General features: G+C 44.9%; 13 protein-coding genes. 12 read left to right on the top strand and 1 reads right to left on the bottom strand.

What is annotated here, in order from left to right; all coding sequences use genetic code 11:
- Positions 1-97: 97 nt before the first annotated feature.
- From OE749_RS02805 to fabV, 8 genes are all read left to right on the top strand, one after another.
- The gene (locus tag OE749_RS02805; protein WP_263710825.1) at positions 98-1,300 is read left to right on the top strand and encodes a DUF819 family protein; all 1,203 of its coding nucleotides are present in this window, start codon (positions 98-100) and stop codon (positions 1,298-1,300) included.
- Between the two features lie 36 nt (positions 1,301-1,336).
- Positions 1,337-1,585, top strand: coding sequence for a hypothetical protein (locus tag OE749_RS02800; RefSeq protein WP_263710824.1), 249 nt, complete (start codon positions 1,337-1,339; stop codon positions 1,583-1,585).
- Complete coding sequence (locus OE749_RS02795) at positions 1,570-2,016, top strand: DUF192 domain-containing protein (protein WP_263710823.1); 447 nt, start codon at positions 1,570-1,572, stop codon at positions 2,014-2,016. Before OE749_RS02800 ends, OE749_RS02795 begins: the two co-directional genes overlap by 16 nt.
- 151 nt (positions 2,017-2,167) lie before the next feature.
- On the top strand, positions 2,168-3,523 hold the full coding sequence (gene lysC / locus OE749_RS02790; RefSeq protein ID WP_404828105.1) for a lysine-sensitive aspartokinase 3: 1,356 nt from the start codon (positions 2,168-2,170) through the stop codon (positions 3,521-3,523).
- Positions 3,524-3,710: 187 nt separating this feature from the next.
- The gene (locus OE749_RS02785; protein WP_263710821.1) at positions 3,711-4,226 is read left to right on the top strand and encodes a TRAP transporter small permease subunit; all 516 of its coding nucleotides are present in this window, start codon (positions 3,711-3,713) and stop codon (positions 4,224-4,226) included.
- Between the two features lie 3 nt (positions 4,227-4,229).
- On the top strand, positions 4,230-5,594 hold the full coding sequence (locus OE749_RS02780; protein WP_263710820.1) for a TRAP transporter large permease: 1,365 nt from the start codon (positions 4,230-4,232) through the stop codon (positions 5,592-5,594).
- Between the two features lie 9 nt (positions 5,595-5,603).
- Positions 5,604-6,698 (top strand): TRAP transporter substrate-binding protein, encoded by a 1,095-nt coding sequence (locus OE749_RS02775; protein ID WP_263710819.1) that lies wholly within the window; start codon positions 5,604-5,606, stop codon positions 6,696-6,698.
- A gap of 104 nt (positions 6,699-6,802) precedes the next feature.
- Entirely contained in the window at positions 6,803-7,981 is a 1,179-nt protein-coding gene (gene fabV / locus OE749_RS02770) for an enoyl-ACP reductase FabV (RefSeq protein WP_263710818.1), read from the top strand.
- Positions 7,982-8,102: 121 nt separating this feature from the next.
- Here the strand turns inward: fabV and OE749_RS02765 are convergent, their stop codons facing one another.
- Positions 8,103-10,574, bottom strand: a complete 2,472-nt coding sequence (locus tag OE749_RS02765; protein WP_263710817.1) for a penicillin acylase family protein — start codon at positions 10,572-10,574, stop codon at positions 8,103-8,105.
- Positions 10,575-11,087: 513 nt separating this feature from the next.
- Here OE749_RS02765 and OE749_RS02760 point away from each other — a divergent pair.
- From OE749_RS02760 to OE749_RS02745, 4 genes are read left to right on the top strand one after another with little or no spacing between them, the layout of a single operon-like run.
- Positions 11,088-12,428 carry a Na(+)-translocating NADH-quinone reductase subunit A gene (locus OE749_RS02760; protein ID WP_263710816.1) on the top strand — a complete coding sequence of 447 codons (1,341 nt, stop codon included), beginning with the start codon at positions 11,088-11,090 and terminating at the stop codon, positions 12,426-12,428.
- A gap of 3 nt (positions 12,429-12,431) precedes the next feature.
- Positions 12,432-13,643: an NADH:ubiquinone reductase (Na(+)-transporting) subunit B gene (locus OE749_RS02755; protein WP_263710815.1), complete on the top strand. Its 1,212-nt coding sequence runs from the start codon at positions 12,432-12,434 to the stop codon at positions 13,641-13,643.
- Positions 13,633-14,391 carry a Na(+)-translocating NADH-quinone reductase subunit C gene (locus OE749_RS02750; RefSeq protein WP_263710814.1) on the top strand — a complete coding sequence of 253 codons (759 nt, stop codon included), beginning with the start codon at positions 13,633-13,635 and terminating at the stop codon, positions 14,389-14,391. Before OE749_RS02755 ends, OE749_RS02750 begins: the two co-directional genes overlap by 11 nt.
- Positions 14,392-14,403: 12 nt before the next feature.
- Positions 14,404-15,036, top strand: coding sequence for an NADH:ubiquinone reductase (Na(+)-transporting) subunit D (locus tag OE749_RS02745; protein WP_263710813.1), 633 nt, complete (start codon positions 14,404-14,406; stop codon positions 15,034-15,036).

Genomic DNA, 15,036 nt, shown 5'->3' with positions numbered 1-15,036 from the left:
CGCAACATTATTTCATCATAAGCCGGACTTATTTTTTGATAAGTCCGGCTTTTTTATGTAAAACAGGTGCCTACAATAATAAAGGTGCGCGAATACTATGATGGAATCGTCCTCTTTGATCCCTGCGGATCAACCTTTTGCTGTGGCGGCAGCATTATTTTTAATCGCTCTATTTGGCTTTTGGGCTGAGCAAAAGTCTTGGGGGAAAATGGTCACTGGGGCTGTATGGGCCATTCTCGGTGCTATATTGGCTTCAAACATCGGACTTATTCCAAAAAGCGCACCAGCGTACAGTTTTGTTTTCAAATATTTGGTACCAGCGCTTATTCCTCTTTTTTTAATGCACGCCGATGTCAGAAAAATTATTGCTGAAAGTGGGCGTGTAGGCATCGCGTTTATTTTGGCCTGTATTGGAACGGCACTAGGTGCAATCATTGCAGCCAATGTTGTCGACCTCGGTGCCAGAGAGGGCGATTTAGCAGGTATTTTTACCGCAACTTATACGGGCGGCTCCGTCAATTATGCGGCTGTGATTCAATCTACGGGATATGATGACGCAAATATAATTTCTGCTGCAACGGCAGTAGACAATTTGATGAGTGCAATCTTTTTGGCAGGTTTGGCGTTAATGCCTGCATCGGCGTGGTTAATGCGCCAGTTTGCACAGCGTAATCATGATGAGCAAGAAGGGCAGGCGCAATCGTCTATAGAGCGTAATGTGAGTGGATACAGCATGGCAGGTGCGATTGCCTTTTCTCTTACAGTTGTTGCATTGAGTGATGCCGTGGTTGCTGGACTAAATTCGTTAGGGAGCGATTTTAACTTTGCGAGCCTTCGATATGTCTTTATTACTCTTTTTGCGGTGCTGCCGGCGACGTTTGCTCCCAAACAAATGCAGAAACTTCACGGTGGACAAAGTTTAGGATTGGTGCTTGCATTTGTTTTCTTTGCGGCAATTGCCGCGGGCGCTGATGTTGCAAAGCTATTAGGTACTGCGCCAATTTTGTTAGCGTTCGTAATTATTTTACTCACCGTACATGGGCTTGTTGTGTTTGGTGGTGGGGCGCTGATTTCTAAAGCTGCACAGCGATTGACAGGCAATCCCCATTCCGGACTGGCGTTGTCATTACCTGAGTGCATTATCGCATCAAACGCTGCGGTACTTGGTGCAACTACTGCGCCTGCTCTGGCGATGGCTCGAGGTTGGCCCGCGTTAGTTACGCCCGGCGTCCTCGTGGGTGTCGCAGGTTATATTGTTGGTACACCTTTAGGGCTGGCAGTAGCAGCGATGATGCAATAAAGTGTGTAAAGTCTAAAACACATAAAGGCCAAGGCAATGGGATTTCGTATACGGGTATCGACAAGTATGACGATTTTGTTCGCGGGTTTAATCTTAACAACAGCGGGTTGCAGTAGTACTGACATAAAGCAGGTGTTGGGCAAAGGTGTTGGGCAGGCAGCTGGCGCACAGGTTGGTTATGGTGCCAATGAATGTTTTGCGGTTAAATCCCAGTGCCAGCAAGGGCATTTCGAGTCTTGGGAAACGAGCGACGGCACAGAGGGATGCTCATGCAAATCATTGTAACGACACTTGTGTTTGCTCTGATGTCGATGACGGGTGGGTTTGCTGAAGCGGTTCAGAATCCACCTAAGACCATTCTAATAGAGGTAAATAATCAACCTCTTACGGTTGAATATGCAAGCACCTACGAAGAGCGAAATAAAGGGTTAATGCACCGTAAAACGCTGTGCTCAGATTGCGGTATGTTGTTTAACTTTCAACATAGTCGCTATGCCAGTATGTGGATGAAGAACACCTATATTCCCCTTGATGTCGCATTTATTCAATCAGATGGAAAAATTTTGGATATTAAGCCGCTATCCCCTCATGACTTAACGCCTGTGGGATCCAGTGGTGAAGTGCATTATGCGCTTGAAATGAATCAAGGGTGGTTCGAGAAAAACAATGTAAAAGAAGGCGATAAGATTAGGGTTATTGAGCAAAAAAAGCCCTAATCGACGCTATAATGGCAGAGTATTCTCGCTTAGTGGGCAGTGATTTTTGGGAATAAACTATAATTTAAATGTTCATATAAACCGCGGAATAACGCTGCCTTGCGTGCGAAAAAACTGCTAACGTAAATGCATAAATAACAAACAAGGAAACATGGTGAGCAATCTGTCTTTAAATATCGCTAAATTTGGTGGAACAAGTGTCGCTAATTTTGGGGCGATGTCTAATTGTGCCAACATTGTTCGGGCAAACTCAGCGACCCGAGTGGTCGTGGTGAGTGCGGCGGCAGGAATTACCAACCTGCTGGTTGAACTGGCGCATAAAGCACTCACAAAAGAGCAGATCAATGCCACGATTAAACAAATTGAAGCGATTGAATATGCCATTTTGAATGACTTGGGAAACCCCGCCCCCGTCAAAGCCAAACTTGATGAATTATTGAGTCACGCGCGTGAGTTAGCACACCATGAAGAAATTCTGCACCGTCCAGATTTAAAAGATGCCATTCTGTCACTGGGTGAGCGCATGTCTTCTCTGTTATTTACCGAAGTATTGAAAGGAATAGGTGTAAAAGCTGAAAACTTTGATGTAAGAAAAGTACTTCGTACAGATGATACCTATGGTGAAGCAGCCCCCCAACTCAATGAAATTCGTACTCTGGCGAATGAATTGTTACGTCCAGAAATGGCTGATTGTGTGTTGGTAACACAAGGGTTTGTTGGCGCTGATGCACAAGGCAACACGACGACGTTGGGAAGAGGCGGATCTGACTTTACCGCCGCGTTACTGGCCGAAGCGTTGGATGCACAAACCTGTGAAATTTGGACGGATGTTGTTGGCGTTTACACCACCGACCCTCGCATTACGCCTGCAGCAAAGCCTTTACCAGAATTGAGTTTTGAAGAAGCCGCAGAAATGGCGACGTTCGGGGCAAAAGTATTACACCCAGCTACTATGGAGCCTGCGCTTCGGCAAGATATTCGTGTATTTGTCGGGTCTAGCAAAGAGCCTGAGAAGGGCGGAACATGGATTGCCAGAGATTGTAAAGAAGAGCCCCATTATCGAGCCATTACACGCCGTAAAGAACAGGTGATGGTTACCGTTAAAACACCTAAAATGATGCATGCGCAAGGGTTTCTGCAAAAAGTGTTTACGATCATTGCCGACCATAACTTGAGCGTAGATCTTATTACCACCTCTGAAATAGCAGTAGCCTTTACGTTAGATAATCCCAGTAACTCTGTGGCGGAACGCCTTAATCGAGAAACCTTGGCAGAACTCAAAGAAATCTGTGAGGTGGTGATTGAGAATGATTACGACCTAGTCACTGTTGTAGGGAATAACATGAACAGCGCTGCTGGTGTTTCGTCTCGTATTTTTGCGGCAGTAAAAAACTTTAATCTGCGTATGATTTGCTATGGCGCGAATCCACACAATATGTCGTTTCTTGTACATGCAAAAGACAGTACCGACGTCGTGAAAGAGCTGCACAGCGAATTGTTTGAGTAGCTGCTTTACGTCTTGAATAGGAGAACCACATTTTGGTTTCTCCTATTCCGTCCATTATTTATTCCATTTTACCTGCGCCTAATGGTTTCTATCATTGCTCATCTCTTTGATTTTTGTTAAAAACATTTACCAGTTAGTAACAAGTCTGCATTTTCGTTAAACAAACGAATTGTTCAAAAGAAAAATAATGAGTAAAACCTTTCTCCAGTCTCTTCAGGTTGGAATTGATCGCGCCAACGACACATTAAGCCGTATTGTCAGCTGGTTTACCTTACTGATGGTGTTAATTACCTGTTTGATTGTAATACTGCGATACGTATTCAATATGGGCTGGATTGCCATGCAGGAATCAGTGATGTACCTGCACGCCGCGGTGTTTATGCTGGGCGCGGCACATACGCTCCGCGTTAACGAGCATGTGCGTGTAGACGTGATCTACCGAACCTTGTCTCCCCAAAAACAAGCCTTGATTGATTTAGGCGGAAGCCTATTTCTACTTTTGCCTGTGAACCTGTTTATATTCGCAATGAGCGTTGAGTACGTTGTTAATTCTTGGCAATTGCTCGAAGGCTCTCCAGAGGCGGGAGGGCTGCCATTCGTATTTATTTTGAAATCATTATTGCTGATGTTTGCCTTCACAATGACGTTGCAAGGCATCGCCGAAATAATTCGTCAATCATTAACACTGATAAGAGAGGAGTAGAGCATGGAATATCTATCTCTTGTCATGTTTGCGGTGGTCTGTTTGGTGCTTTTGTTGGGATACCCTGTCGCTTACAGTTTGGCAGGCACAGCCTTGATCTTTGCGGGTGTAGGCACCTTTTTTGGCGTGTTCGATGGTCACTATTTAATGACAACACCCAGTCGTTTATTCGGTATTTTAACTAATCAAACGTTAATTGCTGTGCCCCTATTTGTGTTTATGGGCATTATGCTGGAGAAATCGAGAGTCGCAGAGAATTTGCTTACGTCGATGTCACAGTTATTTGGGCGCTACCAATCCGGTATGGCCGTGTCTGTTGTGCTTGTTGGTATGTTGCTCGCAGCGAGTACGGGTATCGTAGGTGCAACGGTGATCACAATGGGGTTGCTATCGTTACCTTCGATGCTAAAGCGTGGATATTCTCCACAATTTGCGACAGGCACGATTTGCGCAACTGGCACGTTAGGACAAATCATTCCTCCTTCTATTGCACTGGTGTTGCTAGGCGATGTAATGTCGAGCGCGTATCAGCAAGCCCAGTTGAACATGGGCATTTTCTCTCCGGAATCGGTGTCGATTGGCGACCTTTTTGTGGGAGCATTAGTCCCTGGTTTCATTTTAGTGTGTTTATATTTGGCTTACGTCCTGCTCTTTTCCAATAAACATATTCAGCAATCAGACTGTGTTGTAGAGCAAAAGCCATTAGATGCAGGTAAGCTGTTGTCAGCACTAGCGTCTCCCTTGTTGCTCATTTTTATTGTACTTGGCTCTATTCTCACTGGTGCTGCCACGCCCACAGAAGCGGCTGGTGTGGGCGCGTTGGGCGCGATAGTGCTGGCAATAATACAAAAGCAATTTTCGCTAGATAAATTGAAAGATGTCATGTTGGGTACTACGAAAGTGACCTCAATGGTGTTTTTAATATTGATTGGCGCATCAATTTTCTCGTTAGTATTTCGTGGTTTTGGGGGCGAGACGTTAATCGAAGAATTGTTTGAGCAATTACCTGGCGGGGTATTCACCGCGATGTTGATTGTTATGGTAGTGATTTTTTTGCTGGGCTTTATTCTTGATTTTATTGAAATTACCTTTGTTGTGGTGCCAATCATTGCACCTGTGCTTTTGGCAATGGGGCTGGATCCTATTTGGCTAGGTATTATGATTGCGGTAAATTTACAAACCTCATTTTTAACGCCGCCTTTTGGATTTGCTTTGTTCTATTTAAGAGGCGTGGCGCCGCCGTCAGTGAAAACGGCAGATATTTATCGTGGCGTAATGCCTTTTATTGTCATTCAATTGTGTCTTTTAATAATGTTGGCGCTGTGGCCTGAATTGGTGACAGGATTGCCGGATTACCTTTACGGATAGAGAGTTCCTATGATTATGTTAGTACGGATATGGGTGTTGGTATGTAGCGTGATATTCGTTGCAGGCTGCGGAGATAAATCGCAAACGGCCTCGCAAAATACGCAGACACAACAAACCTTCGAGTGGAAATTAGTCACTTCATGGCCGAAGAATTTTCCAGGTCTAGGACGCGCACCAGAGACATTCGCAACTTACGTGAATGAAATGTCTGGCGGTCGCCTAAAAATTAAAGTGTACGGTGCAGGACAGCTTGTACCAGCATTTGAGGTATTTGACCAAGTGTCTCAAGGTAGTGTTGAAATGGGCCATGCAGGCGCATACTACTGGAAGGGAAAAATGCCGGCTGCTCAGATCTTTTCTGCGATTCCTTTTGGTATGAATGTCACAGAATTTAACTCTTGGCTGCAATACGGTGGTGGTATGGCGTTATGGCGTGAGCTTTACGCACCTTTTAACGTGGTGCCATTCGTTGGCGGAAATACTGGCGTTCAAATGGCGGGGTGGTTCAAAAAAGAAATTACTCAGTTAGAAGACTTACAAGGCCTGAAAATGCGCATCCCTGGATTGGGTGGAGAAGTATTCAAGAAAGTGGGCGGTGTGCCTGTGGCACTGAGCGGTGGCGAACTGTTTACGGCATTGCAATCAGGTACGATTGACGCGACTGAATGGGTTGGGCCATACAATGATCTGGCATTTGGTCTGTTCAAAGCAGCTGACTACTATTATTACTCGGGGTGGCATGAACCGGGTACAGGACTTGAGTTTATTGTTAATCAAGATGCATGGAATCAACTCCCTGACGATTTGAAAGCGATTGTTGAAGTGGCAACACGTGCTGTGAATCAAGATATGTTAGACGAATACACTGCGAGAAATCATGAAGCCATGCTGGCGTTGAAAGAAAAGCACGGTGTAGACATGCGACCTTTACCAGCAGATGTGATAGAAGCATTAAAAGCTGCTAGTAAAGAGGTGATGCAAGAACAGGCAAACGCTGACCCAATGTTTAAAAAGGTTTACGCCTCCTATCAAGCATTCTTAAACAATGCGCGTGCTTACCACGCGTTGAGTGAGTATGAGTATTACAAAAACCGTCCCCAATAAATATTGATTCCTATGGCTTTGGTTCGGCTGTTTTATCTGCTCAGAGTTGTTATTGACATTTTGACCGATAAAATAGCCAACAATTTTTCGAAAAGGAAGAACACATGGTTATTCAGCCCAAGATTCGTGGCTTTATCTGCACTAATGCACACCCAAAGGGTTGTGCTGCTCATGTCGATGAGCAAATTCGTTATGTCAAAGCCCAGCCAGCATTAGGAGATGGGCCGAAAAATGTCCTTGTCCTTGGATGTTCAACTGGCTATGGGCTCGCGTCTCGTATCGTGTCTGGTTTTGGCTATGGAGCCAATACGTTGGGGGTTTGCTTTGAAAAAGCACCAACTGAAAAGAAAACGGGTACGGCTGGGTGGTACAACACGGCAGCCTTTCATCAACGCGCTGAAGCACAAGGTGTGTATGCAAAAACCTTGAATGGGGATGCTTTCTCCGATGAGATGAAACAACAGGTCATCGAAACCCTTAAAGCAGATATGGGCAAAGTAGACTTGGTTATTTACAGCCTTGCAGCACCGCGCCGAACAGACCCAAAAACAGGTGAGGTGTACAAGTCTACATTAAAGCCAGTTGGGAACGCGTATACAACAAAAACCTATGATACCGATAAAGATTTGGTACATGATGTGTCGTTAGAGCCTGCGTCTGAAGAAGAGATTTTAAATACCATTAAAGTGATGGGTGGTGAAGATTGGGAGCTGTGGATGCAGGCTCTGGCAGAAGCAGACTTACTGGCTGATGGCTGTAAAACTACCGCGTATACCTATATTGGAAAAGAACTAACATGGCCAATTTATGGTCAGGCAACCATCGGCAAGGCCAAAGAGGACCTTGATCGCGCCGCGGCAGCTATCATTTCGGCGCATAGTAGTCATCATGTAGAGGCGAATGTCTCTTCGCTAAAAGCGCTTGTTACTCAGGCGAGTTCTGCGATTCCGGTGATGCCGCTGTATATTTCTCTGATGTACAAGGTGATGAAAGAAGAAGGGTCACATGAAGGTTGCATTGAGCAAATTTTTGGTTTGTTTAAGCAAAAGTTGTTTGCTGGCAACCCTGTAACCGACGAAATGAAACGCTATCGCATGGATGGTGTTGAAACTAACGATGACACGCAAGCTAAAATCAAAGCGCTTTGGGATAAGGTATCGCAAGATAATTTCCATGAGTTGAGTGATTATGAAGGCTATCACCACGAATTTTTGAAGTTATTTGGGTTTGACGTTGAAGGCGTTGATTATGAAGAGGACATTTCGCCTTTAGCAAACTGGTAATCCATTCATCGTAATAGACGATATGATACAGCTGACGAATAACGTCAGCTGTATCAAAACCGTCACTCTGTTTTTATTGATTGTTTTATATTTCCCGCTTCATTCATACTTGTCCCCATAATTAGGGGGAGTAGCTAATTACCTTTGATTTAATTACATTAGCCTGAATATCATTTTCGCTAAAAAATAACGTTCTTAGTTGAGGGCCCTGGGAATAGATGCGTGTCTGGTCATTATAATATTCGCTCGTTGGGTGTGTAGACTGAGAGTAAGTTAGCAAGCCTTTTGCGATAGGGCCATCGTTAGTGAAGTTCATTAACATCACCCAACTACTGCCATACGTTAAATGGTAACCTCCTGCTTCAATACTTAAATCAGTATTTGGAAGGGTGGGGTAACTATGGCGAGGTATCATGGTATCGTTTTCTCTGACGCGTCCATCAAATACGTTAAAGCTGCCATCTATGTTGTGTCCGCCTGCCCAAGGGAGTTTGTTTCCAGAAGGCGAACCGTCGGGCAATGAAGCTTCGACAAATTGAACATCGCCCAGTGCTGCATCCATGGGAACATTGGCATCGTTAAGGTTTTTGACTGCACGTGCAAAATGCGCAAGTGTCGTGCTGTTATTGAGTAGATCCCTTGGTGTATCTAGGGGAGTCGAAGCCGAAAAGGGAACAACCCATTGTGGCGATGTATTAAACTGAAATGCAAATTCTTTGAAAATAGCCGCGCCGATTGAGTCTGTATTGAATCGCCCATCCCAATTGGCGAGCGCATTACAAGCGTCTTGAATTGAAACATCCTCATCATCAACCAATATAGGGGTGGGACCTTGTTGAGTGCATGATACGAGAAGCGGGTTTAACGCCTCTTCGGCAAGGTAACTACGATTATTAAAAATCATGTCTTCCAAGTCTTGCAGGCTGAATCGCTGATCAACGCCGCTGCTATCTTTCATCATTCTATGTGCCATGCGAGACCGTAAAGACTGTTGATACTCGAACTTTCCATATAGGGGCGAATGTTCTGGCAATGGATTTTCGGCATTCGTAAGCCAATAGCTGTCATTGGAGTTTTGTACATAAGAGAAACTCTCATATTTTGGCGCTGAATCATATGAAACTGGCGAAGTGAATACATACTTCGATTCATTAGCTGGAAGTACAGTAACGCCAAATTGCTGTCTTATTTGCCGATATGCAGTGTTACCCTTTAAGAGAGTCATTGCTTCATCTGAAAGAGCAGGAACGGTTGAATCATCAATGTAAAAAACCTGTCCGTCTTCGGAGGCAGACATGGTGTTGTTAAAAATTACGCCATCATGGTTTTGGAAGGCCTGCTTGAATGCCTGCATGTTGTCGGCAAGATTCATGCTCATCCAGTGATCGAGGATATCTAAATTAGGCAAATTAGCATCTTTGAAGGCATAGGCTCGTTGTCCTTGCTTCCATTCAAACACATCGGGGACAACTACAATAGGACCAAGGTCTGAATAAAAGCTTGTTTTTTGGAGCATTGTTGTCCCTCCAGTGCCGTCTGCAACTTCTATTTCGTAAACTCTACTGGTGATGTCCTGAGAGGTGTTATCAAAGCGATAAGATAACGAGGATGTGTCTGCTTCATCTAAAAATAATTCGTAGATAATAAAATGTTCGGCTGTCGAGAAGGTGTGCGTCCACGCGACATTTTCATTAAAGCCGATGTTAATTGGCCCCGGCATACCGAGAATAGATGCTCCCATCGCGTTTAAATAATTAGGAATTGTTGTGTGAAATTGCCAAAATCGCAGTGCGCCTCGGTGTGGAAAGTGTGGATTTCCCAACACCATGCCCCGCTGATTTTCGGTTTTCTCTCGTCCAAGCCCCCAACCGTTTGAACCGAGCGACATGGGGTTTAGATTGGGTAGTGATACGCGCTTTGCTTGAAATTGTGTGTATGGGTGCTGCGTAGATTTAACTCTAGGTCGAAAGTCTTCACTTGGTGGTGCTGCAATAAACATGGCGTTTAGAAAGTTATTGCTACTGGCAATAGTGCCAATCCCTAATAAATAGGTGAGCATGTCTGTTTCATCAATATCTTTAACCCAAGGCTGACTTGCGCATGCTGGGGCTAGATTGTCTTTTCCCTTTTCGTTGAGATAAAAATTGAACCCTTTCGCATATCCAGACAGCAGTGCTTTTGACATGTCTGACATCGACGAAATGTGTTGTTCGGCAAGTTCACGCAAACCAATGGTTAAGTAGCCAAAGTCACTGATTAGATTCGCGCTATCACCGGAATTGATTACGCGATCTGGTCCGAAGTATTTCGAACGTTGAGAATTAAATTTGGTGACTTGGTCAGCGATGATACAGATATTATCGTTGGCCGAAGCATAACCCACGCCATAGGCCATACTCTCAATGTTCTCGGCTTTAATATGAGGGACGCCGTGTGTGGTCCATCGTATTTCTGCCTTCAGCTTACCTTCGGGTGCAAAAAGGGGAAGGGCTTGATTGTCGGGTTGTGTGCCCCCGTCATCATTGTCGGAGCAAGAGGACAAGGTAGAAAACAAAAATAGGGTGAAAAGAATACGAAGTAAGATGCCAGTCATAGTGATTCCTTCTCGTAGTTAAATGGCAAAATACATAGACTGTCCTATGTTTTACAGGTAACTCACGCGGAAAAACGTTACCGAGTGTTTTAGACTTTATACTGTGAGAAGGTGCATGCAAGAGATTGTGCAAAAAAAGAGCGGCTTGTTTAGATGTATGAGCAGTATTAGGTAAATAAGCGTATTCTTTGGATTTTTATTCAGCTCAATTTGTCGACAGTAAAGAATTGTATAAAAAAATGGCAAAAAAGCCTATTAAGCAACAATTTACGTGGCGGAAGTGAGGCAATTAATGCTAAAATTCCGAAGTTAAGCGAGACAGTGTCTCTCAGCTTTATAGAACTGTCTTATTCAACTACCCTGTATTCACGTGGGTAGCAACGTCGGGCAAGGATTTCAATTACAAAGAATAATCACGATTGGACTTTAAGGAGAGAGTCAGCGTTGTCGTATGCGCTGAGGGCCAAAGAGTCAAATGGTGATTTGTTTTTACAGAAAGTAGTGCGATTGCTTATGATAAAAATTAAACGAGGGCTTGACCTTCCTATAGAAGGCTCGCCGGAGCAAAAAATCCATGATGGTCCCGCCATAACGCGGGTAGCTGTTTTGGGCGAAGAGTACGTTGGCATGCGTCCTACCATGCACGTGCAAGTTGACGATGTGGTGAAAAAAGGGCAAATCTTGTTTGAAGACAAGAAAAACCCTGGCGTAAAATTTACTGCGCCCGCTGCTGGTAAAGTGGTTGAAATTAACCGCGGCGCAAAACGTGTTTTGCAATCTGTGGTGATTCAAATTGAGGGCGAAGATCAAATTACTTTCCCTAAATTTGAAGCGTCTCAGTTGGCCAGTCTTAAGCGTGATGATATCGAGAAAACCTTGGTAGATTCAGGCATGTGGACTGCATTCAGAACACGTCCATTTAGCAAAGTTCCTGCGTTAGGCAGCACGCCTAATTCAATATTCGTTAACGCGATGGATACCAATCCATTGGCTGGCGATCCGCAGGTCATCATTGCTGAGCGTAAAGCGGATTTCGAACACGGTCTAGCGGTTATCAAACACCTTACAGACGGCAAGTTGTACGTGACGAAGGCGTCTGACGCTAACATTCCGACTGGAAGCTCAAGTGCAGATGTACGAGAGTTTGAAGGTCCACACCCTGCTGGTCTGGTTGGTACACACATTCATTACATCGATCCCGTCGGTGCGAGTAAGAAAGTGTGGCACATTGGTTATCAAGACGTTATCGCTATCGGTGCGCTTTTCACTACAGGTGAAATCGACAACCGTCGTGTGGTATCGCTTGCTGGTCCAGCTGCCAAATCACCTCGCCTTGTTCGTACCCTTCTAGGTGCAGACTGTGCACAGCTTACATCAGGCGAATCTGATGGTGGAGAAATCCGAGTTGTGTCTGGTTCCGTACTAATGGGAACACACGCACACGGCGTACACGGGTTCCTAGGGCGTTACCATGTTCAGGTATCGTTACTGAAAGAAGGCCGTGAGAAGAAATTATTTGGTTGGTTAGCGCCAGGCTCAGACAAGCACTCGGTTACCCGTGCTTATCTTGGTCACTTGAGCCCAAGTCGTTTGTTTAACATGACAACCACGACAAACGGTTCTGAGCGTTCGATGGTTCCAATCGGAAACTATGAGCGCATTATGCCGCTGGATATTCTACCAACATTGCTGTTGCGTGACTTGCTTTCTGGCGATACTGATGGCGCACAAAGCCTTGGTTGCCTAGAGTTAGACGAGGAAGATTTGGCACTATGCACGTATGTTTGCCCAGGCAAATATAATTACGGACCTATCTTGCGCGAGTGTCTCACCACCATTGAGAAAGAGGGTTAAATAATGGGGTTGAAAGCGTATTTAGAGAAAATCGAACCCGATTTTGAACCAGGCGGCAAACACGAAAAGTGGTATGCCCTGTATGAAGCAGTTGCGACTGTTTTCTATACGCCAGGTAAAGTAAATAAGTCGACTACTCACGTTAAAGACAGTATCGACCTTAAACGTATCATGATTTTGGTATGGATGGCGACATTCCCTGCCATGTTTTATGGTATGTACAATATTGGCGCGCAAGCACACGCTGCTATTCTAAGCGGTGCTGGTACGCTTCCAGATATGTGGCAAGCAGAATTGTTCACGGCGCTTGGCGGTCAGCTTGGCATTGATAGCGTGACATGGCTTGGTTTAATGGCATACGGTGCATGCTTCTTCTTGCCTGTGTATCTAACCACGTTTGTTGTTGGGGCTTTCTGGGAGATTTTGTTCGCGTCTGTGCGTAAGCACGAAGTGAACGAAGGCTTCTTCGTTACCTCTGTATTGTTTGCCCTTACCTTACCCGCGACGATTCCGCTTTGGCAGGTTGCCTTGGGTATTACCTTTGGTGTGGTTATTGCTAAAGAAATCTTTGGTGGAACGGGCCGTAACTTCTTGAACCCTGCACTGTCAGGCCGCGCATTCCTTTATTTTGCGTATCCTGCACAAATTTCAGGTGATGCAATTTGGACGGCAGCAGACGGTTTCTCTGGCGCAACATGGCTAGGTCAAGCGGCAGCAGGAAACATCACAGATTGGTCTATCAACGACGCATGGTGGCAGGCATTCTTCGGTAACATTCAAGGCTCTATGGGTGAAGTATCTACCCTGATGTTACTGATTGGCGGACTGTTTATTATCTACTTGCGTATTGCATCGTGGCGAATTGTCGCAGGTGTAGCATTAGGTGTCGCGTTCTTTGCAACCTTACTGAATATGGTCGGCAGCGACACTAACCCCATGTTTGCTATGCCTTGGTACTGGCATATGGTTGTAGGTGGCTTGGCGTTCGGTATGTTCTTTATGGCGACGGATCCGGTATCAGCCTCTTTCACCAATACAGGTAAATGGGCATACGGTTTCTTAATTGGATTTATGGCGGTAATGATTCGCGTACTAAATCCAGCTTTCCCAGAAGGCATCATGCTGGCGATTTTATTCGCTAACCTTTGGGCACCGTTATTCGATTATTTTGTTGCACAGAGCAATATCAAGCGGAGGGTTGCACGTGTCGGCTAAAAAAGAAACTTTAGGAAGAACCGTTGGTATCGTTCTTGCGGTGTGTCTTGTTTGTTCAATCGTTGTATCTTCTGCCGCTGTGGGCTTACGTTCTCTTCAAGAAAAGAACGCAGAGCTAGATAAGCAAACAAATATCGTTGAAGCAGCGGGCCTGAAAGAGATCGCCAAAGGTGATATTGCGGGCACGTATGACAAGTACATTGAGCAACGCTTTGTTGATCTAGCAACAGGTGAATTTGTTGAAGCGCCATCTGAAGATTACAACATGTACAAGGCCGCTAAAGACAAAGACTACAATGAGCGCGTTGAAAATACCGCTGTTGGCTTTCAAACTAAGCCAAAAGTAGCAAGCGTATACTTGGTCAAGAACGATGCGGGTGAAACAACGCGTATTGTATTGCCAGTACATGGCGCGGGTCTTTGGGATCTTATGTATGGTTTTCTTGCAGTTGACGCAGATGGAAATACTGTACGCGAACTGGTTTACTATCAACACAAAGAAACGCCAGGATTGGGCGGCGAGATTCAAAACCCTAGCTGGAAAGCAAAGTGGGATGGTAAGCAACTTTACAAAGACGGTGAAGTTGCAATTGCAGTAACAAAAGGTGCGAAAGAAGGCAACGACTATCAGGTCGACGCTCTATCAGGCGCAACGCTTACAAGTAACGGCGTACAAAACACATTGGCTTTTTGGGCTGGTCGTGAAGGGTACGCAAAGTTCTTGAGCATGCAAAACTGGAAATCGTAAGGATTCTGAACAATGGCTGATACAAAAGAAATGAAAAAGGTGTTGTTCGGACCTGTTCTGGACAACAACCCGATTGCATTACAAGTACTGGGTATCTGCTCGGCACTTGCTATTACAACCAAGTTAGAAACTGCGCTGGTAATGTCGTTGGCATTGACCTCCGTTGTCGCATTTTCTAATTTGTTCATCTCAATGATTCGTAACCACATTCCTTCGAGTGTGCGTATCATTATCCAAATGACGATTATCGCTTCGTTGGTAATCGTAGTAGACCAAATTCTTAAAGCATTCTCTTATCAGATTGCCAAAGAACTGTCGGTCTTCGTAGGCTTAATTATTACTAACTGTATCGTAATGGGACGTGCCGAAGCATATGCCATGAAGAGCCCGCCGTTTATGAGTTTCTTAGACGGTATCGGTAATGGTTTGGGGTACTCATTCATTCTGATCGTAATCGGTACGATTAAAGAGCTTGCCGGTTTTGGTACGATTCTTGGTTTTGAAATCCTTCCGCTTATTCAAAACGGTGGTTGGTATCAGGGTAATGGTCTATTGATTCTTCCATTTAGCTCGTTCTTCCTGATTGGCGGTATGATTTGGTTCATCCGTACCATTCGTCCAGAGCAAGTAGAGCCGAAGGAGTAA

Origin of the sequence: Fluctibacter corallii (assembly GCF_025751585.1) — a bacterium.
In the GTDB taxonomy this organism is placed as follows: domain Bacteria; phylum Pseudomonadota; class Gammaproteobacteria; order Enterobacterales; family Alteromonadaceae; genus Fluctibacter_A; species Fluctibacter_A corallii.
This window is presented reverse-complemented; position numbering and strand designations above follow the sequence as displayed.

Excerpts from the sequence above, each read along its gene's own strand:
- OE749_RS02745 (WP_263710813.1), top strand. The coding sequence starts at position 14,404 with ATGGCTGATACAAAAGAAATGAAAAAGGTGTTGTTCGGACCTGTTCTG.
- OE749_RS02800 (WP_263710824.1), top strand. The coding sequence starts at position 1,337 with ATGGGATTTCGTATACGGGTATCGACAAGTATGACGATTTTGTTCGCG.
- OE749_RS02760 (WP_263710816.1), top strand. The coding sequence starts at position 11,088 with ATGATAAAAATTAAACGAGGGCTTGACCTTCCTATAGAAGGCTCGCCG.
- OE749_RS02785 (WP_263710821.1), top strand. The coding sequence starts at position 3,711 with ATGAGTAAAACCTTTCTCCAGTCTCTTCAGGTTGGAATTGATCGCGCC.
- OE749_RS02775 (WP_263710819.1), top strand. The coding sequence starts at position 5,604 with ATGATTATGTTAGTACGGATATGGGTGTTGGTATGTAGCGTGATATTC.
- OE749_RS02805 (WP_263710825.1), top strand. The coding sequence starts at position 98 with ATGATGGAATCGTCCTCTTTGATCCCTGCGGATCAACCTTTTGCTGTG.
- OE749_RS02780 (WP_263710820.1), top strand. The coding sequence starts at position 4,230 with ATGGAATATCTATCTCTTGTCATGTTTGCGGTGGTCTGTTTGGTGCTT.
- lysC (WP_404828105.1), top strand. The coding sequence starts at position 2,168 with ATGGTGAGCAATCTGTCTTTAAATATCGCTAAATTTGGTGGAACAAGT.
- OE749_RS02755 (WP_263710815.1), top strand. The coding sequence starts at position 12,432 with ATGGGGTTGAAAGCGTATTTAGAGAAAATCGAACCCGATTTTGAACCA.
- fabV (WP_263710818.1), top strand. The coding sequence starts at position 6,803 with ATGGTTATTCAGCCCAAGATTCGTGGCTTTATCTGCACTAATGCACAC.
- OE749_RS02765 (WP_263710817.1), bottom strand. The coding sequence starts at position 10,574 with ATGACTGGCATCTTACTTCGTATTCTTTTCACCCTATTTTTGTTTTCT.
- OE749_RS02795 (WP_263710823.1), top strand. The coding sequence starts at position 1,570 with ATGCAAATCATTGTAACGACACTTGTGTTTGCTCTGATGTCGATGACG.